Raw genomic sequence first — 17,240 nt, forward strand, 5'->3', positions numbered from 1 at the left:
CTCGGCAAAACGTTCATTATAATGAATAAAAAATATGATAAATCGACAAATATTCTTAATAAAGAACAATTTGTAAGTGAAGTATAGCATAATATACCTGCATCAAAAATAGGTATTTTAACCTATTTTATTCTTTATAAAGAACAAAATATTATTTATTTTATATTTTTATGTACACACGATGCGCAAATATGCGTTATAATGAACAAAAAAACCTATAAGAAGAGGATGAACTGAATGTGATAGGGGAAAAGATTAAGAATTTGCGACTAAAAAAAGGCTATTCTATTACACGCTTGGCTGAAGAAGCCAATATTTCAAAATCGTATTTGTCTCATTTAGAAAAAGGGTTAAATAATAATCCTTCTCTTCAAATGCTTGATAAAATCGCGTCTTCTCTTCACACAACGATCGATGAATTAATTGAGGGAGATATCAGCTGTCCAGCTCTAACTTCAAAGCCAGCCCTCAATCTAGAGTGGCTTCAATTAATTGAACAAGCCGTTCAAGACGGCATGACCAAAGAAGAATTTATTGAATTTCAGTATTATTTAAAGTTCCGAAAAACAAACTGATACATCCATTTACTAACGTTTAATTTTTTTTGTGATAATCGACCTATTTCGACATCTTTTACAAATATTATTTTGTAAAATAACTGTATACTAAGAATACTATTACAAATTATCCAGATAAGGGCAAAACTATTGAAAAATAGTGACGCAAAGCTTCAGGTCTAAGGCCATTTTTGGCTACGACAGCTGGGTTCCCTGGCAAAGGGTGGATGAATCGTAATGAAAAAAGAAAATGTACTGTCAATCGATCAAGAGTGGGTAAGTCTTATGGAAGCAGCTCGCACGCTGGGGCTGACTATCGAAGAAGTCCGGAGATTTTTATCGGATCTTAAGCGGAACTAAATTAAAAAAGCACGCTCTAATTAGAGCGTGCTTTTTACAGTTATTATTATTCTAGAAGAAAGTGAAACCCACTCCTATTGAATACGAATTCCTTTTGGCTTGCGTTGATCAAATGTATAAATCTCCGTAAACCCGCACTCTCTCGCCATTTCAACCGCTTCTTTCATATGCGCTCCTACCGTTTCAGCAAAGTGTGAATCAGAGCCAATCGTTAAGATTTCTCCGCCTAAATCGCGGTACAATCCAACAACTTCAAGGGCAGGCAGCGCTTCGCCAAGCTTTCCTCTTATGCCTGAAGTATTAATTTCAATTCCGATATTGCGATCAATTGCTTTTTTCAAAATATCCGCAAGAATATCTTTGAATTGATGAAAGTCGTAAATGCCGTACTGTTCAAACGCATAGCGCTTCATTAAATCTAAATGAGCCAACACGTCAATGTCGGCTTCGCTTACTAGCTTATACATTTCATTAAAATAAGCGCGGTAAATTGCTTCTTTATCGTTCAGCTCCAAATGTTTACGAAGCTTGATGTTATTAATGTTATGAACCGATCCTAAAATAAAATCAAAGTTCTCTTGCTTCATCGTTTCTTGATACTTCTCTTTTAAATAGTGCGGCTCGCAAATTTCAATTCCTTTTTTAATCACTAGCTGGCCTTGAAACTGATCTCTGCATTCCCCTAGTTCTCGTTCATATCTATCAAAATCCATATGACCGTATGTTGGCGCTAATGGATTTAATGAAAAGTGTTCGGTAAAACAAATTTCGTTTACACCGTTTTTCACAGCTTGTTCGCACACTTCTTTCATGACTGCCTGTGAGTCAAATGAATTGTTTGTGTGATGATGGTAGTCTACTAGATACATAATTAGTCACCTCTAAGTCTATTATACATTTCTCCTGCTCTTACTGCACATAGAGACCCTTTTCCCCCTTATCCCGCCTTTTTTTGTTCATAAAAAGTATTTCCAATAAAAAAAGACATTTTTCCTCTTCCAGTAATCCTCCTTTTCTTATAAACTAACTTAATATAGCAGATGTTCTGACATACAACTTGACAAACAACTTTTACTTACAAAAGAGAAAGGAAAGAAGAAATGCAGATTGAAAAAAGTTTCTCTCAAACAAAAAGCCCCTTTCTGTCTTACTTAAGCTCTTATGCTAAAAAGATGAAAGGAGAACTAAAAGAAGAACCGAAAATCAATTATAGAGACGCGATTGTTTCTTCTATCGGAGGCTTAATTGCGATTATCATCAGCAGCGCGATTGCGCTAGCGCTTGGTTATCCAATGGCGCTTGCTCCGATTGGCGCAAGCTGCGTACTTGTCTTCGGAGCTCACAAAGGTCCTTTATCACAGCCGCGTCACGTGCTTGGAGGGCACTTGCTCGCAACGGTTTCAGCACTTATTATTTGGAGTTTATTTCATCGAAGTCTAATCACCATAGCGATTGTGCTTGCTTTTGTTCTTATTTTAATGATTCTTACCAAAACCGTTCATCCTCCCGCGGCGGCGAGCGCAATTGTAGCCATTAACACTCAGGCAGGCTGGGGATACTTAGGTATTATTATGATTTGTGCGTGTGTAGTTGTATTAATTTCTACCGTGTATAATAATTTATTTCAAGATCGGCAGTATCCCAAGTATTGGGTTTAACACATAAAAAAGACGTCTCCTCATAGAAGACGTCTTTTTTATGTGTTTTTGCTTACTACACTACGTGTTTTGCTGTTTCAGGGTTCATTTAGTAGCTTTTACTTTACTTCAGTTGAACTAATAAGCTGATAAACTCCTAGACTTCCATCAGATAACTCTTTTACTTTATGAATACTGTTAAATTTTTTGTATTTAACAGACCCGTCTCCGTACGAAATATCATACTGTTCTGTTGTATATACTTTATACATCGAATCATCAAGTTTTGTTACTCTACTTACGTTAAAGCTTAATAAATCTTCTGTTATTCCTTTTTTAATTAGGTAAGCTGTATACTCTTTTTGTTCCTTGTATTTTGGTCCATTAGAATCGATATACGGCTCTGCAATAGAGAAGTCTCCGCTATTAATTGATGAAATTGTAGCGTACATATATTGTTCAATAAAACTAGACACTTCGCTAGTAGATACTCCAGAATCAGCTTTTGAATCTTGGTCATCCGACTGTTCTTCCTTAGAAGGAGCTGATGCTTCTGCCGTATTTTCTTCGTCAAAATTAAGCGCAATATCGTCTATTCCTTTTTTGATTGATACTTCTTCCGTTTTCTTTTCTCCAGAATCAAATTTACGTTTTGCATATACTTTTACTGAACCATCCATTGGCAGTGGACCTAGATAATCAATATCGCCAATTTCTGTTTTTGTGTCTTTGCCATTAACGAACAGCGTCGCGTCATCATAATCTGAAGAAATGTACACCGCATGATCTGACCAATCAAACTCAACGTCCACATCTTCTCCGTTAGTGGCTTCAATCTCTTGTTCGTTTTCAACTTTTCCATAATCGTTTTGCACTTCACCTTTTACAATATGCGTACCAGGTAAAAATGGACCAACCTTTTTAGAAGAGTCACTGCTTACCGTTCCAGCTTTTTGACCGTCAATATATACTACTGTCGCATCTTCTGTAGACTGAGCTTTTGCATATACAGGGTTTATTTGTACCGTGTAATGATCAAAGATTCCCCACTTCTTTCCGTCTTGTTCTAGCTTAGCGTATGAAGAGTGATCTTCGCTTGGAACTCCTGCTTCAAGCGCTCTGCTATCTGCCGCTAGTCCTTCAGAGATTGATTTCATTACATCCGGATTTTCGTGCAAATATGTAATAAATGATTTTGTTTGTTCATCGTTGGCTTCTAGTTGAATTTGACCATCATTTACATATTTTTTTACTTTGTCAACATCATTGCCCTTTACTGAAGCAATAAATTTTTCTGACACGGCTTTAGGAGCCATCATTGTTTTATCTATTCCGTAATAAGCACCGCCAAGTATAGCAGCTGCTGCTATAACTGAAATGGTTATAACCTTTGTTTTTTTGTTTGAAGGCTTTACCGATTGTCTTCCTTCCTCTACTGAAGATGATGCAGGTTCTGCGTAACGCTGTGGTGCTGCTCCTTCACTAGAAGCCGCTTTCCTTTCGACGGGATGTCCACACTCCGGGCAAAATTCATGCTCATTTGTTAACTGATGGCCACACTCTCTGCAATATCCCAATTTCTACACTCCTTTTTTATAATGGTATGAAAAAGCACCGCTGTATACGATGCTTTCTGTCGACTTAAAATAGATCATTCAATTCACTGCTGTTTCCCATTCTCGTAATAATGGTTTTGGCTTCTTCTCCTAAACCATTCGCAATAAACGTCAGCACAATCGTAATTACTACATACACAATAAGAGTGCTATAGATACGATCAAGCCCATTTGTTCCGTTTTGCTTAAAGCTAGCAATCGTAAATGGAACGACAAGGAAAATACTCAATAAACCAAAATTCATAAAATAAGAGAAGTATTCCACATGAAGAAATGCAAGTACAAGTCCAATTAGAAGAAGCGCTGTTGGAATAATCATAAACGTGCCAAAGCGTGAGAAAAATTCTTTAAAGGAAACGTCTACTTTTCCAAACTTTGCTGCAACATATGTTGCTCCAATAATAACCGCGAGTCCGATAAAAATGAAAATCCCTTGTTTAAAGACGAAATCGGTAAAATTAAAATGAATAATGCTATTGATATCTGTGGCTTTTATTAAATCAGTGCCCGTATTAAAATCCTCCATGTCGGATGGAGCCAGCTCTTCACTGATAATAGGAAGTTTGAACATGCTTCGAACAAATTGAATCAATAATAGCTTCCAGCCTACATACAGCATAATAGGTATACTAAGAGCATAAAGAATGACCGTGATAAGAGCATTAACGAATTGACTTTCACCTGCTGCGTGCGCTGTAGCTGTTGGATTTTTAATTCCTTCTGTAAAATAACTAAAAAATGATTTTGACACTTTTTTCGCCTGACGAACACGCTGATTAGGTTGTTGAGGCACATACGCTGTTTGCGGCTGAGATTGAGACTGATATTCGGATGCTGCTGCCGTCTGGCTTGCAGCTGCCTCTTCTTGTAATTTATGACCGCATTTCACGCAAAACTTCCCTCCATCATTAAGATGGCCGCAATTTGAACAATTCAAATGCTCCTTCCCCCTTCAATAAATTGTTTAAAACATAGTTATATAGTTTTACCTATATGTAATCTATATAATTCTATATTCTTACCTTTTAGCATTATACACCATTTTTGGTATTTCAGGAGAGGTGTTTTCAGCAGATCAGCTTAAAAAGTTTCTGCCCAAACTTCTTGGCAAAATTCTCTCTTTTATTTCTACATGCATGTTGTGTATAAACCTTTTTTTATGCTTTTAGTTCACCAATATAACTATTTTATGTCTTAACTATCTTGTTTTAATTTTCAGAATTGTTTATACTCAAAACATCTTTGTTTTTTTAGAAAAGCAATGGAGGTGAATTTACAGCACGATTTATACATACTCAGGGGGGATTTTTTTATGTTGAAATTAATTGGGGTTTTGTTAGTGGCAGTGGGATTTTTATTTCGTCTAAATACACTGCTTGTGGTGACTGTTGCAGGCATCGTGACAGGCCTTGTATCAGGCTTGTCGCTGCATGAAGTAATTACGATGTTCGGACAGTTCTTTGTAGATAACCGCTATATGTCGATGGCTATTTTACTTACTCTTCCTATCTTCGGCGTGTTAGAAAAATACGGGTTAAAAGAACAAGCAGAAGTGCTGATCAAAAAAGCCAAAAACGCTTCTTCTGGAAATGTTTTACTTATATACCTTTTCATCCGTGAAATCTCAGCCGCAGTCGGCTTAAATATCGGCGGACACGCTCAATCCGTGCGTCCGTTAGTTGCACCTATGTCTGAAGGGGCAGCTCGTGCAAAATACGGAGAGCTTCCTCCTAAAGTAAAAGAAGATATCCGAGCCCACGCAGCGGCAGCTGAAAATACAGGCTGGTTTTTCGGAGAAGATATCTTTATTGCAACGGGTGGAATTCTCTTAATGAAAGGTTTCTTTGACTCAGTAGGCATTCACGTAGACGTCTGGGATATGGCGCTTTGGGGTATTCCCACTGCAATATCAGCTCTAGTAATCAGCGCTATTCGTTTCCGTCAATTAGACCGACGTATTCACAAAAAAATGACGAAGCACAAACCAACATCATCTTCAAAGACGGAGGCGAGTTAAATGAAAAGCATCCTGACACTTGATACGATTTACTACTTACTCGGTATTATTGTCGCTTTTATCGCGATTCGAATTGCGCGTGACCCTAACCATCCTAACCGTTTAGGATCTTCCCTATTCTGGGCGCTGTTTTCCATTACGTTTTTATTTGGCAACGTGATTCCGCCTTTTTATGTAGGGTGCTTAGTTATTATCATGGTACTGCTTGCTTCGTTTAACCGCGTGACTAAATCCAATGAAGCGGAAACACCTGCTGAAGAACGAGTGGCTCACGCACAAAGATTAAAGAATAAAATCTTTTTACCAGCTTTATTTATTCCTATTTTTACGATTATCGGTACCCTTCTTTTTGGCAAAATTAAATTTGGAAACTGGGCGTTAATTGATCCAGAAAAGGTCACGTTAATTTCACTGGCAATCGCTGCTGTCATTGCTTTTATCGCTTCAATGGGCGTCACAAAAGCGAAAATGGACGTGCCTGTTAAAGAAGGAAGCCGCTTGCTTCAAGCAGTCGGCTGGGCAGTTATTTTACCGCAAATGCTGGCAGCACTTGGCGGTATCTTTTCAAAATCAGGCGTTGGAACAGTAGTCTCGGATATTGTAAGTGATGTACTGCCGACTAACTATGCATTTGTTGCTGTACTTGCATACTGCTTGGGGATGCTGTTATTTACGATTGTAATGGGAAATGCATTTGCGGCGTTTGCCGTTATTACTGGAGGCATTGGACTTCCGCTGATTGTACATATGCACGGAGGGAACCCTGCTATTATGGCCGCGTTAGGGATGTTTGCGGGATACTGCGGAACGCTTTTAACACCGATGGCAGCGAACTTTAACGTCGTGCCTGCCATGCTGCTTGAATTGAAAGACAAAAACGCAGTCATTAAAGCACAAGTACCAATTGCTCTTTCAGTTTTTGTGATTAATACGTTGCTGATGTACTACCTTGTATATCACTTTTAAAGGAGATTAATAGAATGACAACTGTATTATTAACCGGGTTTGAACCATTTGAAGGCGAAAGCATTAATCCATCGTTAGAAGCTGTAAAAACTTTAGACGGTGTTGCTGTTGAAGACTACCGAATTATTGCTAAGCCTCTCCCTACTGTTTTTGGTGAATCACTCTCAAAGCTTCATACTTATATAGAAGAAATAAGCCCCTCCATCGTCATTTGCGTTGGACAAGCAGGCGGCAGAGAAGGAATTACGGTCGAACGCGTTGCTATTAACGTAGACGACGCTCGAATCCCTGACAATATTGGCCAGCAGCCCATTGATCGCCCTATTATTGAAAACGGCCCTGCCGCATACTTTTCGACACTGCCAATTAAAGCAGCTGTCGAAAACCTGCGCCAAGCAGGCATTCCAAGCAGCGTCTCTCAAACTGCTGGAACCTTTGTCTGTAACCACGTGTTTTACGGACTCATGAACATGATTCAAAACTGTTGTATTAAAGGTGGATTTGTTCATATCCCTTACCTTCCTGAACAAGCCGTGAATCATCCAGGGAAAGCGAGTATGTCGTTGGATTTAATTGTGGACGGACTGCTTTCCATTGTAAAAACCACTATCGTAACGGAAGATGACATTTTAGTTTCAGGTGGAGCTACTCATTAATGCTAAAGACCAGTTCATATAGAGAACTGGTTTTTCTTTTTATATACGCACAAATTTTTTATTTAATAAATTAATGGAAAGTATAAACAACCTCACCTCTCAGTCGATATATAGTATGAACATATTTTCCAAAGATGTTCGATTGCTTTTATCCCGTCTCAAAGCGGGACACTTCTTGCATACAAGGATGTAAACCAAGAAGTAAAACCATTATACGGAGGTAAGGAAAATGAGAATTAATCACAATATTACAGCTTTAAACACGTACCGTCAGTACAACACAGCTAACAATGCACAAGCAAAATCCATGGAGAAATTATCTTCTGGCCAGCGTATTAACAATGCCGCTGATGATGCAGCAGGTCTTGCAATTTCTGAGAAGATGCGTGGGCAGATTCGCGGATTGGATCAAGCTTCTCGTAATGCTCAAGATGGAGTATCAATGATTCAAACTGGGGAAGGTGCATTAAACGAAACGCATTCTATTTTGCAACGTGTTCGTGAATTGGCTGTTCAATCAAGTAGTGATACAAATACTACAGATGATAGAGCTGAAATTCAAAAAGAAGTGACTGACCTAATAAGTGAAGTAGATAGAATTGCTACCGACACAGAATTTAACACTCAGAAGATATTAGACGGTACAGGTGGAAATGCTGGGAAGTTCACTTTTCAGATTGGGGCGAATAAAGATCAAAAAATTGATGTAACGTTTGCTAAAATGGACTCAACTAGTTTAGGAGTTAAAGATATTGATTTAAGTGTAGATGCTGCTACATCTACTGCTGCAATCGATACAATCGATGCAGCAATTAAAAATGTTTCAGATGAGCGTTCTCAACTTGGTGCTAAACAAAATCGTTTAGAACACACGATTAACAACCTAAGCACATCATCTGAAAACCTAACAGCTGCGGAATCACGTATCCGTGACGTAGATTATGCTTTAGCTGCCTAAGCAGCAACAAGCACAGTCGTCCTAGCTGGTAACGGCTAGCGAGTATAATTGGGTGAATTGCTGGAAACCCCTGAGAGCTTTTCTTACCACAGCGTAGTTGGAAACAACAGGCGCAACGGTTTAAAAAAAGAAAAGATTGGGCAATCAGCAGCTAAGCTCCTGTGAGGAAACTCTGGAGAAAGTTCAACGACTAAGATAGACCGTCTAAGGCAGCCTGCTATGACGATGAAATCTGTAGGATAAAAATCTGCTGTTCCGCTTATTTATATCCGAAGTGCCCAACCCCTACTTTTTTTGAGAGGGTGAAGATATAGTCTAGTCATTTGTAAAAGCAAATGTTCGCACGATGGCGAAAGAGATGATGGAACAAACTAAGAATTCAATTCTATCTCAAGCTTCTCAAGCTATGTTAAGTCAAGCTAACCAACAGCCGCAAAACGTACTTCAATTGTTACGTTAATTGGTATTTTAAAAGAGTCTCCGTTACGGAGACTCTTTTTTGTCATGTGATTTCATTTATTTGTTTCTAACATATCAACTCTATTAATTGCTTTAATAACCTTACCTCAACAAAAGCTTTCCTTCTCAGCAAACTTCCAAAACCTTTTCTGATAGTTTACAACGTTATCTACTGCTTGGAATAGAGCAGTCGGTGTTGTTCTGTGCGGCAAAACGTGCGGATCTTTCCAGTTCACATCTACCCCGGTAAGTCCTTCAATAACCCCCATGGTGGCGATAGGAAGATATGCTAGGTTATACCCTCCTTCTTGTGCTACAATGAGCCTTCCTTCGCAATATGATTCTGCTAATTCTCTTATTTGGTTTGCCATATATTTAAACCCTTCTCTTGTCACCATTAAACGAGAAATAGGATCCAATGCATTTGCATCTTGTCCGGCTGATATTATGATAAGCTCAGGCTGAAATTGTTTAATGACTGGTGCAATGATAGATTCAAATACATATTGATAGCCTTCATCTCCAGTCAGGGGAGGTACTGGTATATTTATATTGTATCCTTCACCTTTTCCTTGTCCGGCTTCATGTACCTGACCGGATTCTAATGGAAAATAGTCTTCTTCATGAACCGAAATAACAAGTACATCGTCACGTTCATAAAAAATGTCTTGTGTTCCATTTCCATGATGAACATCCCAATCCAAGATGACGATTCTTTTTAACCCGTAATGTTCAATTGCATAGGCAGCGCCTACAGCTACATTGTTATAAAAACAAAAGCCCATTGCTTGGTCTGAAGACGCATGGTGCCCTGGCGGACGTATTTGAGCATAGACTTTACTTATTGTTTCACTTTCCATCACCGTATCTACTGCTTTCATAACGGCACCTGCAGATAGCCTCGCGATCCCTTCCGTTTCAGCAGATGCATAGGCCTCAGGTCCAACCTCCCTTGTTCCCGCTTCACATGCTTTTTGAACATGCCGGATATGGTTTTTAGTATGAACCCGAAGTAAATCTTCATCCGATGCTTCATAAGGTGATTGTCTAACTAAGCAATGTACTAAGCCGCTTTTTTCAATCATTTCTTTGATCACATTCATTCGATGCTTGTTTTCAAACTCGTCACAAGGCTCTAATGTTCCTCCACCTTCAAATACATACTGAATCTTGCCCGTGTCATGGCGTAAAAATCGTTCATCCCAAATCCAGCTTGTTTTATGTACCATTCTGTTTGGCTCCTTTCTTTTTATACTAGAAATTAAGCTTATACATTTGAAGGCGTGCGGAACGCTTCTTTTTTTAATAATAATTCGTACGTATCTGGTCTTCTGTCACGCATAAACTGAAGCAAATTACGCGTCGAATCGATTTCTTTTAAATCAACTTCTTGAATCAAAATTCCTTCTTCATCCGTTAAAGATTGTAGAATTCCTCCCATTGGATTGCTTACAAAGCTTCCTCCGTAAAAGGTCATCTCTTTTTCAGTTCCTACCCGGTTCACCGCAGCTACAAAAACGCCGTTTGAAATCCCATGTGCTGAAATAGCTTTTTCCCATGCGGGACGAGTTGAAAGCTCAGGATGATCAGGCTCTGAACCAATCGCAGAAGGATAGAATAGAATATCCGCTCCTTGCAGTGATAATATTCGTGCTACTTCTGGGAACCATTCATCCCAGCAAATTCCTACTCCGATTGTTCCATATTGCGTTTCATATACAGGATATCCCGTATTTCCTGGAACAAAATAATATTTTTCATGATAGTTCGGACCATCAGGAATGTGGTTCTTTCTTGTAATTCCTAAGCAAGTTCCGTCTGCGTCGAATACGGCTGCACTATTAAAATAAACGCCTCTAGCTGCTTTTTCATAAAAAGGAACAATTAATACAACTTTCAGCTCTTCTGCAAGTTCTGCCATTTCTTTTAATACGGAGCTCTCTGCTGGTATAGCTAGTTCATATCCTGCCGGTGAAACACTTTGAGGGAAGTATTGAGCATTAAATAGTTCTTGTAGACAAATAATTTGAGCTCCATTCGCTGCGGCGTCTTTAATTTTTGTGAACGTATAGTTAATATTAGCTTCAACGCTTTCTTCACACTCAACTTGAATAAGACCAACTTTCACTGTTTCTTTCATTTTAATCTCTCCTTTTATGTTAGAAATTTCAGATAATTAATAATGTACTTTATCAAGATATATGTTCGGTTTTGAGCTGGTTAGGCTCTGTTTTTTCATCAAAGGCAAATTGCGGCGGTGCTTTTGTAAAAAACGACGTCTTGTATACTAGATAAATAAAGCCTATAACAACCCAAATGCTCCCTAACGAAATAGATTTTATATCTAAGCTTGTCCATAGCCAAACTGTAAAGACCGCTCCAATAATGGGGCTGATTAAATAACGGCATGTGCCTTTAAAATCTCTTTGTTTTCCACGGATATAATAGTGAAAGATAACAGAGATATTTACAAATGTGAATGCAATCAACGCGCCAAAATTGATAAAGGAAGCGGCTGTAACGACGTCCATTCCGAGTGCACTTAATGAGAGTACCCCAATAAAAATAACGTTTCGTGATGGTGTTTTATATTTGGGATGTATATAGGCAAATAATCTTTTAGGCAGCATTGATTCTCTGCCCATTGCATAAAGCAGCCGTGAAGCACTGGCGTGTGAAGAAATTCCTGATGCAATCGTTGAAGTAATAATTCCGGCAAGAAAGAAGGATGAAAAGAGCGTTCCTCCAATATAGGCTGCTATTTCAAACGAAGCTGAATCTACAACTTTAAATGAATGATAGTTTGGATAAACAAGCTGGGTAATGTACGAAACGAGTATAAAGAGTATTCCTCCTATAAATGCTACAAGAAAAATAGCCTTTGGTACATTTTTCTTTGGATCAACTGTTTCTTCAGAAAGCGTAGTCACAGCATCAAAACCAAGGAAAGATAAGCAAAGAATTGAAGCTCCTGAAAGAACAAAAGAAAAAGAATCCTTTGAGTCAAAGAGCTGTAAAGAAGAAAAGAACAAAAGATCACTTTCTCCTTCTATCATTTTCTTAATCGATAAGATAACAAATAGAGCTGTTACAAAAAATTGAAAAAGAACAAGTATTCCATTCACTTTTGCTGTCATTTGAATACCAAACACGTTTATACAAGTAATAATAACAATAAAAAGTAAAATCCAAAGAGACGATGGAATAGACGGAAACGCAGCTGATAAAAAAGTTCCCGCTAACAAAAAATTAATCATTGGTAAAAAAAGATAATCTAAAAGCACAGACCAGCCGACAAGAAATCCTATGTGAGGACTTATAGATTTTTGCGTATACGTATAGGCCGAGCCTGATAAAGGATATTCTTTAGCCATATGCCCGTAGCTGTATGCGGTAAATAGCATCGCTGCAAGGGCAAGGACATATGCCATAGAAACCATGCCATGCGTAGTTTGAGCTACAACTCCATATGTAGTAAAAACCGTCATTGGAGCCATATATGCAAGACCTAAAATGACGAGTGATCGAAGCGTTAGCGTACGAACAAATGTAGCACTTGGCTTACCTTCCATCTTGTTTCCTCCATTCAACTAATATAATTCTCATACACACCCCCTTCTATTTTGATGCGCATAAATGAATGACTATCATTCATTTATGATTAATGTGATGGAAATTTATAAACAGCAAGAAGAATAATGAATGACTATCATTCATTATTCTTCTATTATAATCGATAACGTTTTCTTTGTCTTTGATTTTGTCAGAATTTTTAACATATTTAAAGCGATTTACCTATAGTACTTCCATAAGATTCTGCTATAACTTACTTCATTTTCTTCTTCAGCTAGCTTAACAATCATTTCTGAACCTCCCTCTCTTGACCCCTCCCAGTTTACATGCCTTATCAGTAATCTACTCCGTATAGCAAGCCATTTATCCGTACTTAATGAACGGCTGGATCTTGCTGACGTATTTGACAATCTATCAGTCTCTTTATATGTTTTACCAAATTTGGACGCTTCGAAAACCTATTCAAGCGTAAAAAAAGTGATGTCTCCGTCGAGACATCACTTTTTTTATAGAAATGGTTTCTTTAAATATTCGGCGATTTTTTGAGGAGCAGCTGGCTGACTAACAATGTAGCCTTGAATAAAGGAACATTCATGCTTTTGTAAAAAGGCGAGCTGCTCTTTTGTTTCAACGCCTTCTGCGATTACTTTCATGTTAAGAGCATGAGCTAAATATAAAATGCTTTTTGTAATCGCCTGCTGCTTTCCTTTATCGGTCGCGTGTTGAATAAATGTTTTATCGATTTTGAGCGTGTTAAATTCGAAGTCTTTTAAATGTGATAACGAAGAAAAACCGGTGCCAAAATCATCTAATGCAAACGTTACGCCAATTTTCTTTAATTCATCCATGACTTTTTTTACGTGTTCTTCATACTGAATAATGGAGCTTTCCGTCACTTCAAATTCAATGAATGAAGGATCGATGTTGTAATGAGCTAACGTTTGTTGAACGTGCTCTACAAATCCGCGTTTCAGCAAATGTTTAGACGAGACATTAATCGAAACGGGCACGATTTGTAATCCTTGATTCTTCCACTGCTGCAGCTGCTTGCACACATGCTGGATTACCCAGTCGCCGAGCTCAATAATTAAATGAGTTTCTTCTGCTAATGGAATAAAGTCTTCCGGTGATACGCGTCCCCATTCCGGATGATTCCAGCGAATTAATGCTTCGATACTATCAATCTCTCTGCTGTTTGTATGAACCTTTGGCTGATATTCAATAAAAAACTCATTTTGAAGAAGTGCGTTGCGCAATCCTTTTTCCAGGTGATAGCTTTTATACGTCTCGCTGTCCATTAACGGAGAGTACAGCTGCCAGTCGCTTCGTCCGACTTCTTTTGCACGCCTCATAGCAAGGTTGGCATTCGTTAGTAGCATCTTCGCATCTTCACCGTCATGCGGGTAGATGCTGATTCCTATACTGGCTGTAACGCACAGAGAAAAGTCGTCAATGGTAATTTCTTTTTCGATTTCTTGTAAAAGAGCAGCAGCTAGCTTTTGACATTCATGGATATGTGCAAGAGATAAAAAACAAATCGCAAGCTCGTCTTCTCCTGCTCTAGCTAGCATCACATCTAGCGTAACGCACTTTTTTAACCGATTGGCGATACGCTGCAGCAGGCGATCGCCTACGTCATGGCCTAATGTGTCATTAATATGTTTGAAGCGATTCAGTCCTAGATAAAAAACCGCTAATAAATCTCTTTCTTTTTTCATTTGTCGAATGAAATTTTTTAATTTTTTTTCAAACTTTCTTCGATTCGGTAAGTTTGTCACATGATCATGAGTTGCAAGATATTCAACATGATCCATGTACTTTTTTTCTGCGGTAATATCTTCAACAATGCCGTCTATGCGCATCAGCTTGCCGTTCTCATCAAGTGTTGGAATGCATTGATCTTTGACCCACTTCATTTCTCCCGTTTGTGTGTAAATCCGATACTGATGACGAATCATTTTTCCTTTTTGTAATTGATGCTGCCCTTTTGCCACAGCTGCTTTATCTTCTGGATGAATACAGCTTTCCCACAGATCTCTATTCCCTAAAAATTTAGCCGCATCTTCTCCGTAAATGTTGCTAACACCACTGGAGCAGACAATCATTTCATTGCTCTGCACATCAACGGACCATATTCCAGCATCCAAATTGTTGTAAATCGTTTGAAACTGCTGTTCTTTTTGCTTTAATTCATTCGTAATTACTTTTGATTCGGTAATATCGTGCACAACGCCAATCAGCTGTACGATGTTTCCTTGCTCATCTACTAGTGCATCCGCTTGCTCAAACACCGTACGTTCTTCACCGCTCGGCCGCAGCAGTGTATATTCAATCGTGTAGCTTCCTCCCGTCGAAAGTGCCTCCATAACGGCTTTTTCTAATCTTTTTTGGCCACAGCGATTGACGAATTGAAGAACGTTCTTTAAAGAAGGAGTAAAGTGCTGATTAGGATTTAATCCGTAAATATTATACAGCTGAGGCGACCAATAGCTTTTATCTTCCCGCACATCGTAATACCAGCTTCCTACATTCGCAAGCTTTTGCTCCATTTTTAAATGCGTTTCTAATTTAGAAATGTGATTAGAGCGCTCCTTCTCTTTTGAATCATCTCTGCATATGGCGTAAACACCCGCTACTTGCTCATTTACGATAATAGGAATGAGAGTAATATATAAATGAAGTTCTTTTTTTGTTTTGTGATTGATTGTCGTCGAAAAATGAACTTTTTCCCCTTTTAAAGCACGTTGAAAAAGTTCTTGTGCCTGCTGTTGTTTCGACGTATGTATAAGAGCTGTCAGCTGCTGGCTTTTTTCTTTGTGTTCATTTCCCGTTAGCTTGAAGGCTGCTTCGTTGCTAAACATGATATCGCCTTCACAGTTGATAAAAAAAATATCTTCACTGTATTCTTTTAAAAGCTGCGTATTCAAACGATCAAGACGTTTCATGATCATGATCGACTGCTCCTTCTCCGTGTTTTTATCCGGCAAGATCTCATGGCGCCTCCTTTTATCTATTTCTTTTATATTATTATAAGCTATATTTGACATATATTTTACCTTACTTTCCCCAATTGAGGAACATCTCAGGTAAAGATAGCTGAAAACGTTTTTAAAGTCTTTTTAGTTTGGTAAAATAAAACATATAAAGGAGGGATAGCGTGACTCAAAGTCCTAAAAAATATGACTTATTTTCTAGAGGTTCCTTTCAAACCGCTGCTTTTCTACTTCTTTTCTCGCCTCTTTTTACTCGTTTGTTTCAGCAGAACGTCTGGGCGTATATAACGGTCGCTTCTATCATTATTCTTTTTAATTTCATTACCGAATGTATCTAGTAAAAAGAATCAGCGCTGTGCCTAAAAACTACATTGCTTTTTTCCAAACGATTTGTCTGCCTGTGAATATACTTCTGCTATGTTTTTTCTACTACGTTACGTAAAAAAAGCATCTATCGATTCGATAGATGCTTTTGATCTCATGACTTTTTCAAAAGGCTCGATACATACTTGGCTACAATCGCTCCTTGACCGGCTGAAGAGCTGATACTAGAAAACAAAGGAGTCGTGCACGCGTCTCCAATTGCATAAATAGCTGGGTCGCTGCTTTGATGCACTTCATTGATGACGATGAGCCCGCTTTGTGTAGTGGTGACTTTTTCTTTAATAAGTTCAACATTGGGTGCTATGCCTAGCCTAATCAGCACTGCGTCTACCGATAGGTTCTTACATTCACTGTTTTTACTTTTTAAATCGATCGATGTGACGTGATGCTTTCCGTGGATAGCCGTCACTTCGGTATCTGTCATTACCTTAACACCGGGGTCGGAAAGAACTTTTTCAACGTATTGCTCTCTTGCTTTGAAATGCGTAGAACGATGAATCAAATATACTTGTTTTGCTTGTGATGCTAAAAGATGTGCTCCTTCAAAAGCCCGGTCTCCTCCACCAATGAGAGCAACCCTTTTGCCTTTTAACCGTTCTCCGTCTGCTGAAGCTGAATATACTTCTCCTCGGTCAATCATTTGCTGCTCACCAGGCACTCCGAGCTTTCGCTGACTAGAGCCCGTTGCTAAAATAAGATACGTATAGCTAATTTCCTTTTCTGTTTCTTGCTGCTTTACTTTTACTGTTTTAGAACGTTCATCAATGGAAATTACTTTTGTATTCACTTCATATAAGCAGCCCATATCGATAAAATGCTGAACCATTTTACGCTGCATCTCAATTCCATTTTCCGCTTGTATTCCGGGATAATCAATAATCTCATTATAAATAGTAAACAGCTGTCCGCCTAACTGTGCCTGCTCTTCAAGAAGCAAGCAATCAACGCCTAGCCTTTTACACCACACGGCAGCAGAGATACCAGCGGGTCCTCCGCCAATAATCAGTACGTCAACATGTTGCATACAGCTCACCTCGCTTCTGCTTCTCAGCTTATATGGCTTT

Annotated in this window: 17 protein-coding genes and 1 riboswitch; of the genes, 9 read left to right on the plus strand and 8 right to left on the minus strand. The window is 38.6% G+C overall.

Annotated features, from left to right (window positions below):
• Nucleotides 1–239: 239 nt before the first annotated feature.
• The gene (locus tag LAV82_RS09395; protein ID WP_211078509.1) at nt 240–575 is read left to right on the plus strand and encodes a helix-turn-helix domain-containing protein; all 336 of its coding nucleotides are present in this window, start codon (nt 240–242) and stop codon (nt 573–575) included.
• 112 nt (nt 576–687) lie between these two features.
• Nucleotides 688–774, plus strand: a riboswitch (cyclic di-GMP riboswitch).
• 20 nt (nt 775–794) lie between these two features.
• Entirely contained in the window at nt 795–917 is a 123-nt protein-coding gene (locus LAV82_RS09400) for an anti-repressor SinI family protein (RefSeq protein ID WP_013055809.1), read from the plus strand.
• Between the two features lie 74 nt (nt 918–991).
• On the opposite strand, the gene LAV82_RS09405 is transcribed toward LAV82_RS09400, so the two are convergent.
• Nucleotides 992–1,786, minus strand: coding sequence for a histidinol-phosphatase HisJ family protein (locus tag LAV82_RS09405; RefSeq protein ID WP_211078507.1), 795 nt, complete (start codon nt 1,784–1,786; stop codon nt 992–994).
• A 231-nt stretch (nt 1,787–2,017) separates the two neighbouring features.
• Between LAV82_RS09405 and LAV82_RS09410 the strand changes: the two genes are divergently transcribed.
• A complete protein-coding gene (locus LAV82_RS09410) occupies nt 2,018–2,575 on the plus strand; it encodes an HPP family protein (RefSeq protein ID WP_499715970.1) in 558 nt (185 codons plus the stop codon).
• Nucleotides 2,576–2,673: 98 nt separating this feature from the next.
• Here the strand turns inward: LAV82_RS09410 and LAV82_RS09415 are convergent, their stop codons facing one another.
• Entirely contained in the window at nt 2,674–4,131 is a 1,458-nt protein-coding gene (locus LAV82_RS09415) for a zinc ribbon domain-containing protein (protein ID WP_499715971.1), read from the minus strand.
• A gap of 64 nt (nt 4,132–4,195) precedes the next feature.
• Nucleotides 4,196–5,107, minus strand: coding sequence for a zinc ribbon domain-containing protein (locus tag LAV82_RS09420; RefSeq protein WP_499715972.1), 912 nt, complete (start codon nt 5,105–5,107; stop codon nt 4,196–4,198).
• A 375-nt stretch (nt 5,108–5,482) separates the two neighbouring features.
• On the opposite strand from LAV82_RS09420, the gene LAV82_RS09425 reads away from it, so the two are divergent.
• The 5 genes from LAV82_RS09425 to LAV82_RS09445 all read left to right on the plus strand — a co-directional run bounded on the left by LAV82_RS09425 (nt 5,483) and on the right by LAV82_RS09445 (nt 9,227).
• Nucleotides 5,483–6,187 (plus strand): DUF969 domain-containing protein, encoded by a 705-nt coding sequence (locus LAV82_RS09425; protein WP_013055804.1) that lies wholly within the window; start codon nt 5,483–5,485, stop codon nt 6,185–6,187.
• Entirely contained in the window at nt 6,188–7,153 is a 966-nt protein-coding gene (locus LAV82_RS09430; protein WP_055989202.1) for a DUF979 domain-containing protein, read from the plus strand.
• A 14-nt stretch (nt 7,154–7,167) separates the two neighbouring features.
• Nucleotides 7,168–7,809 (plus strand): pyroglutamyl-peptidase I, encoded by a 642-nt coding sequence (gene pcp / locus LAV82_RS09435; RefSeq protein WP_029324991.1) that lies wholly within the window; start codon nt 7,168–7,170, stop codon nt 7,807–7,809.
• A gap of 229 nt (nt 7,810–8,038) precedes the next feature.
• Nucleotides 8,039–8,767: a flagellin N-terminal helical domain-containing protein gene (locus LAV82_RS09440; protein ID WP_499715973.1), complete on the plus strand. Its 729-nt coding sequence runs from the start codon at nt 8,039–8,041 to the stop codon at nt 8,765–8,767.
• Between the two features lie 358 nt (nt 8,768–9,125).
• Complete coding sequence (locus tag LAV82_RS09445) at nt 9,126–9,227, plus strand: flagellin (protein ID WP_371388510.1); 102 nt, start codon at nt 9,126–9,128, stop codon at nt 9,225–9,227.
• 106 nt (nt 9,228–9,333) lie between these two features.
• Here the strand turns inward: LAV82_RS09445 and LAV82_RS09450 are convergent, their stop codons facing one another.
• The 4 genes from LAV82_RS09450 to LAV82_RS09465 form a co-directional block, all read right to left on the minus strand.
• Entirely contained in the window at nt 9,334–10,455 is a 1,122-nt protein-coding gene (locus LAV82_RS09450) for a class II histone deacetylase (protein WP_499715974.1), read from the minus strand.
• 38 nt (nt 10,456–10,493) lie between these two features.
• Nucleotides 10,494–11,366 carry a carbon-nitrogen hydrolase gene (locus tag LAV82_RS09455; RefSeq protein ID WP_499715975.1) on the minus strand — a complete coding sequence of 291 codons (873 nt, stop codon included), beginning with the start codon at nt 11,364–11,366 and terminating at the stop codon, nt 10,494–10,496.
• 52 nt (nt 11,367–11,418) lie between these two features.
• Nucleotides 11,419–12,798: an APC family permease gene (locus LAV82_RS09460; RefSeq protein ID WP_499715976.1), complete on the minus strand. Its 1,380-nt coding sequence runs from the start codon at nt 12,796–12,798 to the stop codon at nt 11,419–11,421.
• A gap of 507 nt (nt 12,799–13,305) precedes the next feature.
• Nucleotides 13,306–15,750, minus strand: coding sequence for a sensor domain-containing protein (locus LAV82_RS09465; RefSeq protein WP_499715977.1), 2,445 nt, complete (start codon nt 15,748–15,750; stop codon nt 13,306–13,308).
• Nucleotides 15,751–15,956: 206 nt separating this feature from the next.
• On the opposite strand from LAV82_RS09465, the gene LAV82_RS09470 reads away from it, so the two are divergent.
• Nucleotides 15,957–16,130, plus strand: coding sequence for a hypothetical protein (locus tag LAV82_RS09470; RefSeq protein ID WP_499715979.1), 174 nt, complete (start codon nt 15,957–15,959; stop codon nt 16,128–16,130).
• A gap of 140 nt (nt 16,131–16,270) precedes the next feature.
• Here the strand turns inward: LAV82_RS09470 and LAV82_RS09475 are convergent, their stop codons facing one another.
• Nucleotides 16,271–17,200 carry an NAD(P)/FAD-dependent oxidoreductase gene (locus LAV82_RS09475; protein WP_013055794.1) on the minus strand — a complete coding sequence of 310 codons (930 nt, stop codon included), beginning with the start codon at nt 17,198–17,200 and terminating at the stop codon, nt 16,271–16,273.
• Between the last annotated feature and the right edge of the window lie 40 nt (nt 17,201–17,240).

It is taken from the genome of Bacillus sp. ILBB4 (genome assembly GCF_035064545.1).
Taxonomy (GTDB): Bacteria; Bacillota; Bacilli; order Bacillales; family Bacillaceae_H; genus Priestia.